The sequence below is a fragment of the Clostridium sp. JNZ J1-5 genome, from assembly GCF_053901425.1.
Map to the genome: position 1 here is coordinate 3282853 of NZ_CM132773.1, position 16669 is coordinate 3299521.

General features: G+C 30.6%; 13 protein-coding genes. 6 read left to right on the forward strand and 7 right to left on the reverse strand.

The annotated features are described in order from the left end of the window. Positions 1-21: 21 nt before the first annotated feature. The gene (locus tag ACWW38_RS15715) at positions 22-1371 is read right to left on the reverse strand and encodes an aminotransferase class V-fold PLP-dependent enzyme (protein WP_456258469.1); all 1350 of its coding nucleotides are present in this window, start codon (positions 1369-1371) and stop codon (positions 22-24) included. Between the two features lie 294 nt (positions 1372-1665). On the opposite strand from ACWW38_RS15715, the gene ACWW38_RS15720 reads away from it, so the two are divergent. Beyond that, positions 1666-3960 carry an AAA family ATPase gene (locus ACWW38_RS15720; RefSeq protein ID WP_456258470.1) on the forward strand — a complete coding sequence of 765 codons (2295 nt, stop codon included), beginning with the start codon at positions 1666-1668 and terminating at the stop codon, positions 3958-3960. A gap of 82 nt (positions 3961-4042) precedes the next feature. Here the strand turns inward: ACWW38_RS15720 and ptsG are convergent, their stop codons facing one another. Both ptsG and ACWW38_RS15730 read right to left on the reverse strand, forming a co-directional pair. Then, positions 4043-6061 carry a glucose-specific PTS transporter subunit IIBC gene (gene ptsG / locus ACWW38_RS15725; RefSeq protein ID WP_456258471.1) on the reverse strand — a complete coding sequence of 673 codons (2019 nt, stop codon included), beginning with the start codon at positions 6059-6061 and terminating at the stop codon, positions 4043-4045. 342 nt (positions 6062-6403) lie between these two features. Next, positions 6404-7438 (reverse strand): DUF362 domain-containing protein, encoded by a 1035-nt coding sequence (locus tag ACWW38_RS15730; protein ID WP_456258472.1) that lies wholly within the window; start codon positions 7436-7438, stop codon positions 6404-6406. 146 nt (positions 7439-7584) lie between these two features. Here ACWW38_RS15730 and ACWW38_RS15735 point away from each other — a divergent pair, with 146 nt between their 5' ends. Beyond that, the gene (locus ACWW38_RS15735) at positions 7585-8472 is read left to right on the forward strand and encodes a fumarylacetoacetate hydrolase family protein (protein ID WP_456258473.1); all 888 of its coding nucleotides are present in this window, start codon (positions 7585-7587) and stop codon (positions 8470-8472) included. Positions 8473-8515: 43 nt separating this feature from the next. Here ACWW38_RS15735 and ACWW38_RS15740 read toward each other — a convergent pair whose 3' ends face one another. After that, positions 8516-9370 (reverse strand): DegV family protein, encoded by an 855-nt coding sequence (locus tag ACWW38_RS15740; RefSeq protein ID WP_456258474.1) that lies wholly within the window; start codon positions 9368-9370, stop codon positions 8516-8518. A 218-nt stretch (positions 9371-9588) separates the two neighbouring features. Between ACWW38_RS15740 and clcA the strand changes: the two genes are divergently transcribed. Beyond that, on the forward strand, positions 9589-11193 hold the full coding sequence (clcA, locus tag ACWW38_RS15745; protein WP_456258475.1) for a H(+)/Cl(-) exchange transporter ClcA: 1605 nt from the start codon (positions 9589-9591) through the stop codon (positions 11191-11193). A gap of 123 nt (positions 11194-11316) precedes the next feature. Here the strand turns inward: clcA and ACWW38_RS15750 are convergent, their stop codons facing one another. Then, a complete protein-coding gene (locus tag ACWW38_RS15750; RefSeq protein ID WP_456258476.1) occupies positions 11317-11913 on the reverse strand; it encodes a superoxide dismutase in 597 nt (198 codons plus the stop codon). Between the two features lie 100 nt (positions 11914-12013). Continuing rightward, positions 12014-13387, reverse strand: coding sequence for an MATE family efflux transporter (locus ACWW38_RS15755; protein WP_456258477.1), 1374 nt, complete (start codon positions 13385-13387; stop codon positions 12014-12016). Between the two features lie 132 nt (positions 13388-13519). On the opposite strand from ACWW38_RS15755, the gene ACWW38_RS15760 reads away from it, so the two are divergent. Beyond that, positions 13520-14023, forward strand: coding sequence for a flavin reductase family protein (locus ACWW38_RS15760; RefSeq protein WP_456258478.1), 504 nt, complete (start codon positions 13520-13522; stop codon positions 14021-14023). Between the two features lie 146 nt (positions 14024-14169). After that, on the forward strand, positions 14170-14532 hold the full coding sequence (locus ACWW38_RS15765) for a transcription factor (RefSeq protein WP_456258479.1): 363 nt from the start codon (positions 14170-14172) through the stop codon (positions 14530-14532). Between the two features lie 136 nt (positions 14533-14668). Here the strand turns inward: ACWW38_RS15765 and ACWW38_RS15770 are convergent, their stop codons facing one another. Then, positions 14669-14845, reverse strand: a complete 177-nt coding sequence (locus ACWW38_RS15770; RefSeq protein ID WP_456258480.1) for a YjfB family protein — start codon at positions 14843-14845, stop codon at positions 14669-14671. 435 nt (positions 14846-15280) lie between these two features. On the opposite strand from ACWW38_RS15770, the gene ACWW38_RS15775 reads away from it, so the two are divergent. Continuing rightward, complete coding sequence (locus ACWW38_RS15775; protein ID WP_456258481.1) at positions 15281-16555, forward strand: uracil-xanthine permease family protein; 1275 nt, start codon at positions 15281-15283, stop codon at positions 16553-16555. Positions 16556-16669: the final 114 nt, after the last annotated feature.

Genomic DNA, 16669 nt, shown 5'->3' on the forward strand with positions numbered 1-16669 from the left:
ACTTAAAGTTAAATGGACAACCTATTGATAACTCATTGCTTGGAAATAGAGATCATTAGGCAGAGATTTATATTTAGCTATATAGGATTGTTTATTTAAAGCTATTTTCTTTAATGTGGAAACAAGAACATCTACTTCAGGTTTAGTATTATATATTCCAAAGCTTACCCTTACCATACCTGGCTCGTGGCTACCACTTTTTATTCTTTCCTCTACTTCTTCGCTAGTCATTCTTAAGAGCTTTTGCACATAAGGCTGAGCACAGAAGCATCCATTTCTAACAGATATACCTGATTCGTAAGAAAGAATTTTTGCAACTATTTCATGTTTTATTCCAGATATGTTAAAAGCGATAGTTCCGATTCTTTGTCTAGTATCCATTCCATCACAATATATTTTTATATCAGGAATTTGATTTAAAGCTTTAAGGGCATATTGTGTCAATCTATTTTCATATTTTTCTACATTATCCATACCTATGGAATTTAAAATTTCTATTGCTGTAGATAAGGCAATTACTCCTATTGCATTAGGTGAACCAGCCTCATCCTTTTGTGGAGGCTCTAACCATTTAATATAATCATGAGTAACAATATCTACTGTCCCTCCTCCAGAATAATCAGGTGGAATATCTTCAAAATCTTTTTTTGGAACTATTAATACACCTACTCCAAAAGGAGCATACATTTTATGAGCAGAAAAAGCGAGATAATCTATATGCTCATCTGAATCCATGGGTTTCATATCCACTACTGCATGAGGAACTAATTGAGCTCCATCTACTAAAATTTTTGCTCCATATTTATGGGCAAGTTTTGCTGCTTCGTGTATTGGGTTTCTATAACCTGTAATATTAGATGCTCCAGTAATGGTAACTAACTTAACTTTTCCATTATATCTATCTAATTTTAATTCTAAATCCTCTAGAGATAGTCTTCCACATTGATCAACTGAAACGTAGTCAATAGTATATTTTCTCCAAGGTAAATCATTAGAATGGTGCTCCATGTCAGTAGAAAGAATAATATCATCTTTATATTTGCTATAAAGCATGTTAGAAAGTTTATTTATGGCCTCAGTAGTATTTTTAACAAAAATAACGGAATTGTGTCTAGTATCTGCATTTACAAACTTTGCTACAATATTTCTACTATCCTCATATAATTTAGTAGATAGTTGAGATTTATAACCGAATCCTCTATGAACTGAAGAATATAATGAAAGAAATTTTACAACTTCTTCGACTACAGTAACAAATGGAGGAGTTGTGGCTGCATTATCAAAATTTATAGCTTGACCATATTTTCCATCTATTAGTGGAACTTTTGTATTGACACCTACTACTAATTTTCTATAAAAGGATGTATTCATATAATCACACTCCAAGTAGTAATCTTACTAATAGTTTATTAGCATAGAGGGGAAATTGTGTTATAAATATGAGATAAATAGTAAAAAGTAAAAATTTAAGAGTCATTATTTAAAATTCAATACTATGATACAATATATATAGTCAATATTTTTATCAATATAGAATAAAAATAAGTTCATTATTTTTTCATAATTGTTTTTAACAATCTGATTGATAAAATTGTAAATATAAAGTATTATATACTTTAACTATAAAAATATATTTGGATATATAAAAATACGGAGATGATATAGATGCAAATGTGTTCTATTTGTAAAAAAAATGTAGCAACTATATATACAGCTAAAGTAGAAGATGGAAAGACTGAAATGGTGGGAGTTTGCTTAGAATGTGCTAAGAAAATGGGATATCCAATTTTAGATCAGCTAATGAAGCAGGCAGGTATAACTCCAGAGAATTTTGAAAATTTAGCTGAACAAATGAATGGTATGCTTCAAGATATAAGTATAGATGATTTAAGTGAAAATAGCATGCTTTCCAATCTATTTAACGGTATATTGCCAGAACAAAAGGATAACTCAGACATTACAAATGAAGATGCTATAAATGAGGAAAAAGATGATAAAAAGCATTCAAATGTGGAAGCAAAAGAAAAGACAAAATCAAAAAGTAGTTTATTCAAGAAAAAGAGAAAGTATTTGAATATGTATGGGATAAATCTTACTGGAAAAGCTAAAAATGGTAAGGTAGATATGGTTATAGGAAGACATAGAGAACTAGATAGAGTTGTTCAGATTCTAAATAGAAGAAATAAAAACAATCCTATACTTATTGGAGAGCCTGGTGTTGGTAAGACTGCAATAGCAGAAGGCTTGGCTGTGAGAATTGCAGAAAGACAAGTTCCAGCTAAGTTATTTGATGCTGAAGTATATCTTCTTGATCTTACAGCTATTGTAGCTGGCACACAATTTAGAGGTCAATTTGAAGGTAGAATGAAGTCGATAATAGAGGAAGCTAGAGATAATGGTAATATTATTTTGGTAATAGATGAAGTGCACAATATTATTGGAGCAGGAGAAGCTCAAGGTGGCGCTATGAATGCTGCTAATATATTAAAGCCGGCATTAGCAAGGGGAGAAGTACAGATAATTGGTGCAACTACTTTAGAAGAATATAGAAAATATATAGAAAAAGATTCAGCTTTAGAGAGAAGATTTCAACCGGTTTTAGTTGAAGAACCCACCAATGAAGAAAGTATAGAAATTTTAAAAGGAATAAAACATTATTATGAAGATTACCATAAAGTAAAAATTTCAGATAGAGTTATAGAGATGGCTGTAAATCTTTCAGAAAGGTATATAACAGATAGATTTTTACCTGATAAGGCAATAGACGTTATTGATGAAGCTAGTTCAAGAGCAAATCTAAAGAATAGAGGACTTGTAGAATTAGAAGCGCTAAAGGAAGAATTAATAAAAGTTGAATTAAATATGAAAGAAGCAGCAGCTAATAATGACTATGAAAAGGCAGCAAAATATAAAGTGGATCAATTTAAGGTTCAAGAAAAGATTGATCATATTGAGAAAAACTGCAAGAATATAGAATTGACTGTTGAAGATATTGCTTATGTTATAGAGGCTTGGACTAAAATTCCTGTACAAAGGATTACTGAAGAAGAGGCAGATAAACTTCTTAATTTGGAAGAAAAACTTCATAAAAGAGTTATAGGACAAAATGAAGGTATTGTAGCATTATCAAGAGCTATAAGACGTAATAGATTGGGATTTAGGAAAAAGAAAAAACCATCCTCATTTATTTTTGTAGGACCTACTGGTGTTGGTAAAACAGAACTTGTAAAAGCTCTTGCTTGTGAATTATTTGGAAGTGAAGAAGCATTAATTAGAATTGATATGTCTGAATATATGGAGAAGCATACTGTGTCAAAGCTAATAGGAGCGCCTCCAGGATACGTAGGATATGACCAAGGAGGACAGTTAACAGAAAAAGTAAGAAGAAAACCTTATTCTGTTATACTCTTAGATGAAATTGAAAAAGCTCATCCAGATGTATTTAATATGCTACTTCAAGTTCTTGAAGATGGAAGGCTGACTGATAGTCAAGGAAGAACTGTTTCATTCGAAGATACAGTAATAGTTATGACTTCTAACGCAGGAACTAACTATAAGGCTTCAGGAATTGGATTTGCTCAAGGTGAATATAATGATTTGGAGAACCATGTAAAAGAAGCACTTAAGGAAGTATTTAGGCCAGAATTTTTAAATAGAGTAGATGATACTATTGTATTTAGACCTCTTACTAAAGAAGAACTTAATAAAATTATTGATTTAATGTTAAAGGAAGTAGTTGAAGAAGTTAAAGAAAGGGAAATAACTTTAGAAGTTTCCGAAGAAGTAAAAGATTATATATTAGAAATCGGATATGATAGTAAATATGGTGCTAGGCCATTAAGAAGAACTATTCAGAAGTATATTGAAGATGAAATTGCAGAGCAATACCTACAAAAGAAATTTGGAGAAGGCTCACACATAAAAGTAAAACTGCATGATGGAAAAATAGTTATAGAGTAAAGGAAATATGTAAAAAATATAGTGACTACAATTATTGCGGTCACTATATTTTTATATAGATATTTTCAGATATATTTATTGCTTATTTTATAGATATAACTCCATTTTCACCATGTTTTACAATTTGGTCAGGCTTAAATGAAACTTTTTTATCTTCAGATAAATTTGTAAATACTATTGGTGTAATAAGTGATGGAACTTCTTTTGCGATTTCCTTTAAGTCTACTTTTAACATTGGTTGACCGGCTTTTACTTTAGAACCTTGTTCTATAAGTGCTGTAAAGCCTTTACCTTGAAGATTTACTGTGTCTATTCCAAAGTGAACTAATATTTCAAGGCCATTATCTGATGTTATGCCAATTGCATGTTTTGTTGGGAAGAATGTTGTTATAACTCCATCTACAGGAGATACAACTTCACCATCTGATGGTTCAATTGCAAAGCCATCACCCATTATTTTTTGTGAAAATACCTGATCTGGGACATCTGACAATTCTATAATTTTTCCGGATACTGGAATTATAAAATCTAAATCTCTTACTTCAGAATTTGACTCAGATTTTTTTAGATCTATATTTTCTGTTGGAACCTTACCAGCCATAACGTCTTTTATCTGTTCTTTTAATTGATCTGATTTTGGACCAAATATGGCTTGGATGTTATTGCCGATTTCCATAACACCTGAAGCTCCAAGTTTCTTTATACGTTCTTTATCTACTTTATTAATATCTTTAACAATTACACGAAGACGTGTTATGCAAGCATCAAGATTATCAATATTCTCTCCTCCGCCTAATGATTCTAGTACTCCTACAGCTAATGCTGCACCTTTAACGTCAGAGGTATTATTTTCAACTATGTCATCTTCACGACCTGGAGTTTTTAAATTCCACTTTCTGATTGCAAAACGGAAACCAAAGTAGTAAATTAATGCAAATACTAAGCCTACAGGAATTACTAACCACCAGGCTGTTCTATTTGGAATTACTCCGAATAGAAGAAAGTCTATAACTCCACCAGAGAATGTCATACCTATTTTAACATTTAAAATATGCATTGTCATAAATGATAATCCTGCAAATAGTGCATGGATTGCAAATAGTGCTGGGGCAACGAATAAGAATGAGAACTCAATTGGTTCTGTAATACCTGTTAAGAATGAAGTTAGTGCTGCAGAAGCCATTATACCTGCAACTACCTTTTTCTTTTCAGGTTTTGCTTCATGATATATAGCAAGTGCTGCTGCTGGTAAACCGAACATCATAAATGGAAATTTACCAGTCATAAATGTACCTGCTGTAAATGGAACACCATCTTTTAATTGGGCAAAGAATATAGTTTGATCACCATTTACTACTTGACCTGCCTTATTTATATATTCACCAAATTGGAACCAAAATGGATTGTAGAATATGTGATGCAAACCAAATGGTATTAAGGATCTTTCTATTACTCCGAAGACAAAGGCTGCTAGGGTTTTATTTGTATCAATCATATTAGATGAAAATACATTTAAACCATGCTGTATTGGCGGCCATATAAAGGTCATTGCAATACCAAGTATAACTGCAACTGCTGCTGTTACTATTGGCACAAATCTCTTTCCTGCAAAGAACCCTAAGTATGGCGGAAGTTCTATGTTGTGATATTTCTTATATACCTGTGCTGCAATAATTCCAACTATAATACCTCCAAAAACACCTGTTTGAAGAGTAGGAATTCCTAAAACATTTGCAAAGGCAGGATTTTTACCTATCATTTCTGGAGTAATTCCAGATATAAGGCCCATAGTGGCATTCATAATTAAGAAGCCAACTATAGCTGCAAGTCCTGCAACGCCCTCACCGCCGGCAAGACCAACTGCAACACCAACTGCAAATAGTAGGGCAAGATTGCTAAATATTATTCCACCTGATTGTTCCATAACTTTAGCTAGTTGTTGAAACCAATGAACATTTAATGCAGGAGCAATATTTAAGAATTGTTGATTTTGAAACATATTTCCGAAGGCGAGCAGTAATCCTGCTGCCGGTAATAAGGCAACTGGGAGCATTAATGCTTTACCAACTTGTTGTAAAACACCAAAAAATTTTTTAAACATAGTATTTTCTCCTTTCTTTTGTTTATTATTTATTAGTGTAGAGTTTTTAATAGAAGAAAAAGGCATGAGCAAAGATTAATGAGAATTATTCTATACTCATTTGTATTATCACGTAAAAGCGACATAATAATACAAATAAATATAGAAAGTTCAAATTTAATCAATTGCTCATGCCTGATCGAGTCAGTAGCACGCAAAGTGATACCATATTAAATTCTGTCCGTATATCATTAAATAACATGTAGTGTGGGTTTGATTACGTTTTCATTATAACATTATTAAAAAAAATTTTCAATATTTTTTTAAATAAATTATAAATTGTTTTGAAAGTTTTTGGTTATATTAGTTAATTTCAACTAATTTATAATTTAAGTTTCCTAATCCGATTTTTTCACCATATTCAAGAGTACGTCTTCCTCTCGAAAAAACTTTTCCACCTTTTCTTTTATCAAGAGCATCAAGGCAAGCTTTATCAATAGCTATAGGATCTGTAGATGCAAATATTCCAAGGTCGCTAACAATTGGATTCATTTTATGACCTTCACAGTCACATCCTCTTGTTATATTAAAAGCAAATGTAATATATATATTATTTTTATCTTTTTGGGCTGCAAAAGCATATTCTGCAAGTCTTTCACTGAATGAACCTGATAGTGCGCCTAACCAGTTAGTTGATATAGCTTTGTGAGGGCATATTGCCATGCAGGAAGCACATCCGATACATTTATTTTTAACTATTTTTGCTTTTGAAGATAATAAAATAGCATTTTCAGGACAATTTTTTACACAGACATTACAAGATTTACATTTGAAAGGATTAACTTTTGGAATAGAGTTAACATGCTGATCCAATTTTCCGCCTCTTGAAGCACATCCCATTGCTAGCTGCTTTATGGCACCGCCAAAACCTGCCAAAACATGCCCTTTAAAATGACTAAGGACAATTAACTGCTTTTGTTTTGCAATTTCTTTGCCTATCTTGCACATTTTAAATACTTTTTTGTTAATCACGACTAATTCATAATCTTCTCCATATTCTCCATCTGCTATTACTATAGGAAGCTGTGTAAAACCGTGATCTTTTGCAAGGTTCATATGTTTAGTTTTAGTAGTGCGTTCTCCTTCATATAGCACATTTGTTTCAATAAAAGAACTTTTCACATTATGGTTTTTCAGATATTCAATAATGCCATTATAGTTCTTTGGTTCAATAAATGTTTTATTTCCTTTTTCACCGAAGTGAACTTTAAGAGGAATATATTTTTCTAGAGAGATTTGTTCTTCCTTAATTATTCTATCTAAGAGATAGGCTGCAGTTTTGCTTATATTTTCAGTATCCATATAAGAATCTATAGACTTGAAAAAAACTTTTTTCATGGCGTTGTCTCCTTATTTTGGGAATTTATAATGGTATTGATAAAATTATATACTTAAGATATAGATGAATCAATAATTTAAATAAATTTTAATATTACGAGGATTTTCTGATATAATTAATGAAAATAAATATGGGGGTGTTTAATATGAAGTTTATTACTTTCAATTATAAAGGAAATGAAGAAATAGGAGTTATGACAAAAGACGACAAAAAAATAATAATAATTAAAGATGTTTTTGGGGAAAGTGGCACTAATAATATGATGGAGTTTATTGAGAACTTTTTTGATAAATATGAAGAAAGACTAATAAATATTGACAATGAAGAAAAATGTATAGATATAGGTGATGTTACATTAGAAGCACCAATCCCGGAACCTAGAAGAGGAGTTATTTGTCTTGGAAAAAATTACAAGGAACATGTGAAAGAAGTTCCAAGTACTATGGATTTAAAAAACGGATTACCGGAAAATCCTATATACTTTTGTAAACTGGTTGATAAATCTTTAGGGAATGAAGAAAAAATATCCCTTCATGAAGAGATAACTAAACAACTTGATTATGAAGTAGAGTTAGCAGTTATTATGGGAAAAAGAGGAAAAGATATACCCTATGATAAAGTGGAAGAATATATTTTTGGATATACAATTTTAAATGATATATCTATCAGAGATATTCAAACAAAGCATGTACAGTGGTTTAAAGGTAAAAGTTTTGATGGTACATGTCCTATAGGACCGTGGATAGTAGACAAAAGAGATATAAAGTTTCCTATAGAACTAGATATTGAGTGTTATGTAAATGGTGAACTTAGACAAAAATCAAATACTAAAGAGTTAATATTCGATATACCTTACATAATAAGTGAGTTCTCTAAAGGAACCACTTTGAAACCTGGAGACATAATATCTACAGGAACTCCAGCAGGAGTAGGAATGGGATTTAAGCCACCTAAGTTTTTAAAAGCTGGGGATGAAATTAAATGTTATATAGAAAAAATAGGAACCTTAACAAATATAGTAGATAATAAATAGTAAGAATATAAAGTAAACCTAGGACTTTTATCCTAGGTTTACTTTATATTATAAATGGTTCTTTTACAATAACAACCCCTATAAGGCCAGGTCCAGTATGTACTCCAGCTACAGGACTTATTTCTCCAAAGTTAAGAGATGTGATATTTGGATCATCTTTCAAACTTTCATAGAATTTTTTACCTTCTTCTAAAGCACCACCATGCATGACCCATATCTTTGATTTAGAATTAGTTAAATTATCTTTAATTATCTCCATAAGTTTAGTCTTTGCTTGGTTCTTTCCTCTTACTTTAGTGTAGGTATAGTATACACCTTCAGGATCTATAGATATAATTGGTTTAAGATTAAGAAGTTTTCCAATTGTACCGGATACTTTGCCGATTCTTCCACCCTTTATTAAATATTCTAAAGTATCTACTATATAGTAAACACTAATTTTATTTCTCATAGAAGGTAATAAATTTACAATTTCATCATAACACTTTCCTTGTTTTAACATTTCACCACAGCCAATTACAAGAGCACCAGCACCAAGTGTAAGGGACTTCGAATCAAATACAGTAATTTTTAATCTATCATGCTCACTGGCTGCAAGTTTTAAGGTGTTATATGTTCCAGATAGTCCAGAACTAATACATATGGCAATTGCATGTGTATACCCTTCCTCTTCTAGTTTTGAAAATAAATCATTCATTTCATGTATTGAAGGTAGTGAAGTATGGGGAACCTCAACACTTAGACTATCATAAACTTGTTGAGGAGTTATTGTTACTCTATCAATATATTCTCTATCTTTATAAATAATTTTCAATGGAAGTACTTTGATATTGTATTCATTTATGATTTCATCATTTAAGTCAGATGTACTGTCGGTAATTAAAGCTATTTTTTCCAAGTTTATCCCCCTTTATTAACAATTGTATATGTAGTTTTGAAAACTTTATATCGTATTAGTAACATAATATCATGCGGTAATAAAAATATCAATTAAAAATTGTGAAAATTCATACCACATGTCAACACTGATTTTAGCCTAGTTCTTTAATGGTTGATAACAATGCTTTATAAGTTTATAATTAACTTATATCAATAAACAATATTGGAGGAAGTAACGTGGAAGCACAAAATAAACATGGCACACATAATACCTTATTTCATTGGCAGACTTTTCAGTTAAAGCTAGTTATAGAGGGTATTATAATTGGAGCATTAGCTAGTCTATTAGTAGTACTATATCGTTTTGCAGTAGAATGGATATGGAAATTTACAGAGCAGAATTTTGTAATAAAAAAGCATACAATAACTTTAGTTGTATTTTGGTTTTTAATTTATATAATAGTAAGTTTGGTAGTAGGTTTTATGGTAAAACAAGAACCTATGATTTCAGGAAGTGGAATTCCACAGACAGAGGGAATTTTGCTTAGAAAACTTAAAATGGATTGGCTTAGAGTAATTATAGGAAAATTTATTGGAGGAATTCTAGCTATTGGTGCGGGATTATCTTTAGGCAGAGAAGGTCCCTCTATACAAATGGGTGCTGCAGTTGGACAAGGATTTAGTAGAATTTTTAAAAGAGTAAAGATTGAAGAAAAGTATTTAATAACTAGTGGTGCTAGTGCAGGTCTTTCAGCGGCATTTAATGCTCCTTTAGCTGGAGTAATATTTGCACTAGAAGAGATACATAAAAATTTTTCACCTTTAGTATTAGTCTCTGCAATGTCAGCTTCAATTACAGCAGATTTTATTTCAAAACAGTTTTTTGGATTAAGACCAGTTTTTAATTTTGAATTACTTAATATTTTGCCTTTAAAATACTATTTATATTTAATAGTTTTAGGTATTATAACAGGAGTTTTAGGGGTATTGTTCAATAAAACACTTTTGAAAACTCAAGATTTATACTCAAGTAAAAAATGGCTTACGGCACAAGTAAGGCCCATTATACCATTTGTTGTAGCAGGAATATTAGCATTAGCTTTTCCTAAGGCACTGGGATCAGGTCATAATTTAATAATGGAATTTACTCATGAAAAGTTTGCATTACAAATGCTTCTACTATTATTAATAATCAAATTCTTATTTACTATGATAAGCTTTGGATCTGGAGTTCCAGGAGGAATATTCTTACCTATGCTTGTAATTGGAGCTATAATAGGAAATATATATGGAAGTGTACTAGCAAAAGTATTAAGTATTAGTCCAGAGTATATTACCAATTTTGTTGTGTTGGCCATGGCAGGTTACTTTACAGCAGTTGTTAGAGCTCCTATTACAGGAAGTATTTTAATTACTGAAATGACGGGATCCTTTAGCCATCTTTTAGCATTGACAGTAGTATCAATTACTGCATATATAACAGCTGATTTAATGAAATCAGAGCCTATTTACGAATCCTTATTAGAAAGAATTCTAATGAAAAACAGCAAAACGGAAAATAAATTCGTAGGGGATAGTAAGAAAAAAGTTATATTAGAGATTGCTGTTTGTTTAGGAACTGCTCTTGAAGGAAAGAAAATAAAAGAAATAACTTGGCCACAGCAGTGTTTACTTGTAGGAATAAAAAGGGGGCAAAAAGAAATAATACCTAAAGGAAATTCAACTATATATGCTGGAGATTATTTAATAGTATTAGCAGATGAAGATAAAGCGTCAGAAATTGCAGAAGTACTGCGGAAAATAGCTAGCGCTTGTTCTGTTGAAAAAATTTTTAATAAATAGAACTTTTATTAGCATATTTAAGATTATTACAAATGATTATAAAATATAAGTTGCAAAAAAATAAGCTATAAAGAGATGAATTGTTTAAATAACTCTTTATAGCTTATATATGTTTAAGATAAATTATTTTAATTTTGTTGCTTCAACAAATCTATTATTTACAACGTCCCAGTTTACTATATTCCACCAAGCGGATATAAAATCAGCTCTTCTGTTTTGATATTTTAAATAATAGGCATGTTCCCAAACATCTAGAATTAAAAGTGGAATAGCTCCCCAGATAGTTAGATCCTGATGTTTTTCAACTTGAAGGATTTCTAATTTTTGAAATTTAGGAATCCAAACAAGAATACACCAACCAGAGCCTTCTACTGCAGTTGCTGCAGCAGTAAATTGTTTTTTAAAGGATTCAGTGTCGCCAAAATCTTCGTTTATTCTATTAACAATATCTCCGGTAAGTTGAGAACCACCAGATATCATGTTCTCCCAAAAGAAAGTGTGAAGCATATGACCAGCGCCATTAAAAGCAAGTTCTCTTTCCCAGTGCTTTATAAGGGAATAGTCACCAGATTCTCTGGCCTCTTTAATTTTTTCTTCGGCTTTATTAAGTCCATCTACATATGCCTGATGGTGTTTGTCATGATGGATTTTGACAGTCTCTTCATCATAATAAGGTTCTAATGCATTATATGCATAAGGAAGTTTTGGTAAAGTAAACATAGTTAATCACCTCGTCCAAAGTTTTATAATATACATTATATATTTTACTACACTTAAATATTATATACACATCCTTGATATTATATATTCTATTTTATTTCTATGCAGAGACTTTTTTATGAATAACTTTTTTTTGCCAATTACCTGTAGAATATATAATTATACCTATTATGCAAATAATTCCATTACTTATAATCATAGAATACCATACAGAAGGAGATCCCCAATTGGTGAAATTTTTACAAAATAATATCATAGGCAGCCTAAGGAACCAAAGCCTTCCCATGTCCATAATCATAGAATAAAAAGTGTGACCAGAGCCTTGAAAGATACCGATTAAAATTTGAAATACACCCATAAAAGGTAAGGCTGCAGAAATTACTTTAAGATAATATTTACCTTCTATTACAACTCCAATATCCTTCGGGTCAGGTACAAATATTTTAATTATATTTCCAGCAAATAGAAACAATATTATTCCACCTATTACTAAGATAATTGTACATATAGATATTGAGGTTTTAAATGCAATCTTTGCTCTGTCTATTTTGTCTGCTCCTAAATTTTGTCCAACTATAGATGCAAGAGCAGTACCTATGCCTAGAGCTGGCATCATTATTATAGAATTTATGTTATTTCCAATATTAAAAGCAGCCATTGTATCATTGCCATAGGATACAATGAAAGCATTAAGTACTATAAAGCCTAAGGATGAGCAAGACTGTCCTATACAAGTAGGAACTCCAACCTTTAATATTCTATTTACTATTTTCTTCTTTAATTTTAAACTTTTTAATGAAATATAAATACCGTTTTGAGGTTTAAATAAAATGTATATAACATATGGAACAAATATTACTTTAGAAAGTACAGTAGCAATTGCAGCACCTTTTATTCCCATGTTAAATTTGAAAATGAATAGAGGATCTAAAAGGACATTAGTCACAGCACCAACTACATTCAATATCATAGGAGACAGGGTATCTCCTTCTGCTTGCCTAATGGCACCAAAAACTAAAAATATAAAATATGAAGGTATATCAAAAAACATAATGCTTAAATATGCATAACTATTTTTAAAAAGTTCCGAATCAGCCCCCATAATCCTAAGGATATAAGGTGTTAAAAAGTAACCTAAAAGAGATAAGAATGCTCCTAAGATAATAGCAACAGAAAAAATTTGAGAAGCTGTTAATTTAGCTTCCTCTCTTTGGTTAGATCCTACATATTGAGAAATCAATGAAGTACCAGCTATAGTAACTCCCATACCTATAGATATTATAAGAAAAAGAACAGGCCAAACAAATCCAGTGGAAGCAACTTCTATAGCACCTAGTTTACTTACCCAAAACATATCAGCAAGGCTATATAAAGTTTGCACTAAATTATTGAACATAATGGGAAGAGAAAGGGTTAAAATCACCTTTTTCATATCACCATTTAATATTAAATTTCTTTTGTGTAAATAATCCATATTATGTCCCCCTTACATAGTTGATATTTTAGCATGGATGTTAATATATGTATATAATATTTTATAAACTAATATATAAAATATGTGGTAAAATTATATTTGTTGACTAATAAGTAACGAGGAGGAATTTTCATGACAGTAAATTTTACAAAAAATCTTGATAAGGTAATGGAACGTCTTTATAAAAAAGGAGCTTTTCTAACAGTTAGAAGTGGAGAAAAGATTAATACTATGACTATAAGTTGGGGAAATATAGGTTTCGAATGGAAAAAACCTATTTTCACTGTACTCGTTAGAAAATCAAGATATACTCATGAATTTATAGAAAACTCAAAAGAGTTTACAGTAAGTATACCTATGGATGATAAAATGGAAAGTGCTTTAATGTTCTGTGGAACAAAGTCAGGGAGAAATGTAGATAAAATAAGCCAATCTGGGCTTAAGTTGGAACAGGGAGAAATAGTTAAGGCACCTGTTATAGGAAACTGCGGATATATCTATGAATGTAGGGTTGTATATAAGCAAGATATGGATTTAGATTTAGTAGATGGAAACATAATGAAGTCTACATACCCAGATGATGATAAACACACAATTTATTATGGGGAAATTGTAGCTTGCTATACTAATAAATAAGTAAATAAAAAAACTTCAATGGATTTAATCTATTGAAGTTTTTTTATTTACTAAAATATCCTGTAAGAATATTTATAAAAGTTATGAATATATTTCAATATAGGAATTATGCACTACAAATTATTAAAAATAAAAGGGGGAATTAAATGGGAGCCAAATACGATAGAAAGGAAACTATAACAGGTATTATTGCTGTAGCTGGGATGTTATCAATACCGGTTTTAGTAGTTAAGAATAGAATGAAAAGTATTATGGAAGAGGAAATGGAAAAAAGAACTATGAAGGCAATTATAAAAAATACAATGGAACTTGAAAGTGATTTGACTAATATGAAAGTAATTAAATATCTGCAATTTATTCAAAGCATAGAGGTGCCATCAAAAACTTTATGTAAAAATGTTATTATAGAGGGATATAAGCTGATCAAGGATTCAGATAATATAAGCGACAAATTAAAAGCGGATTTAAGAATTTTATTAGAATGTAAAGGAGTGAGTTTTGTATATTAAAAAAATATATATGTTTGTATAAGTCATTCTCAGTTTGAATCAATAGAAGAATGGCTTATTTTTTTATTATATATCTATCTCATAGTAAATTAAAAATAATAAATAAAGGATACATAAGAATGCATCCTTTATAAATTTATACTGTTTTATCGAAGTTAGTTCCTAGGTTAGGGTTAACTGATTGATTAAGTAACTGAGCCATGTTAGTCGCATTTTCCTCTGAAGTATCCATAGCTTTTTTTAAAACTAGTAAGCTGGCAGCATCATTAACTTTGTTATGATTATTGATTACTGATAACATTGCAATGTCCATAAGTTTACCTCCTTTATTTTCAAATGAATCAATTAAATTTTGAATATAAACTTAAATAAAGAATTCATTCATAATAAATCTCCTCATTATATAAGTCGTTATTTTTAAATAAGTATTTATAAGTGAAACTGAAATCTTTTTTATTGTATTAAAGTTCTTAAAATTATTTTAAATTTGTATATTGAAAGTAATTATTATAGGTGATATAATAACTAAAAGGATAATATGAATATCTTTAATCCAGTCCAGTGAGGCTGGCAAGATGATAGTGGAGTTACCTAGGGTAAGCTCATTATGTATGTGATTATACTTCTTGTCAGCATGGACAAGAAGTTTTTTATTTTAAATAAATTACTTTTTAATTCAGTCCAGTGAGGCTGAAAAAAGGAGAAGAGTGATTTTCTCCTTAGTATCTAAAAATAAGGAGGTTTTTTTATGTCAGAAAACGTAATAGTTAGCGAAAAAGTAGAAGTAAAAGAAAATTTAAGTGTGTGGGAAGTAAGCAAAAGGCTTATTTTAGCATTGCAACATCTGATAGCTATGTTTGGAGCTACAGTATTAGTTCCAATTATTACAGGATTTGACCCTTCAGTTGCACTCTTATCTGCTGGGGTAGGAACACTTATATTTCATATATGTACAAAAAGAAAAGTTCCTGTATTCTTAGGATCATCATTCGCCTTCATAGCAGGAATATTAACAGTTAAAGAAAAATTCAATGGCGATTTAACTTATGCACAAGGCGGTATTGTAGTAGCGGGTTTATTGTATGTAATAATGTCACTTGTTGTTAAAAAAATAGGCGTTGAAAATATTAGAAAGTACTTACCGAACCAAGTAGTTGGACCAATGATTATAGTAATAGGATTAAGTCTAGTACCAACAGCTTTTGATATGGCATCTAAAAATTTCTTAATAGCAGGAATTACATTAGGAACTGCACTTTTAATAACACTAAGAGGAAAAGGATTTTTAAAACAACTTTCTATACTAATTGCTGTGGTAATAGGATATTTAATATCATTAAAATTTGGTATAGTAGATACTACAATTGTTAAAGAAGCTCCAATGCTTGCAATGCCAAAGTTTACTCTACCAAAATTCGACTTAGGTGCTATTGCCATAATTGCCCCAGTTGTTATTGCAGTTTTCATGGAGCACATAGGAGATATTACCACTAATGGCGAAGTTGTAGGAAAAAATTTCATTGAAGATCCAGGCCTACATAGAACTTTACTAGGAGATGGTCTCGCAACAGCTTTTGCTGGATTAATAGGAGGACCTGCAAATACAACTTATGGAGAAAATACAGGAGTTCTTGCTATAACTAAAAATTACAACCCGGCAATACTTAGAATAACAGCAGTATTCGCAGTATCATTAGGATTTATAGCGAAAATAGGAGGTTTCTTAAGAACAATACCAACTCCTGTAATGGGCGGAATTAGTTTGATGCTCTTTAGTATGATATCACTTATAGGAGTAAAAACTCTTGGTGGTGGAAAAGTTGAATTCAATGCAAAAAATATAATAATAATAATTACAGTTATATTATTAGGGCTTGGAACAACTTACCTAGAAAGATTTACTGGAATATCATTAGGTATACCTGTAACAGAAAATGTGAAAATATCAGGACTAAGTTTAGCTGCAATAGTAGGCGTTTTGATAAATATAGTATTAAATAGAAAGAGCACAGTTAAAGCTTAATAAAAAATATAATAAATAAATGGAAAAGAGATGCAAATGTGATTGCATCTCTTTTTAGCTATTATCTATTCATTAGTAGTTTTTTGGACATTTAAATGATGAAAGATAATAAAT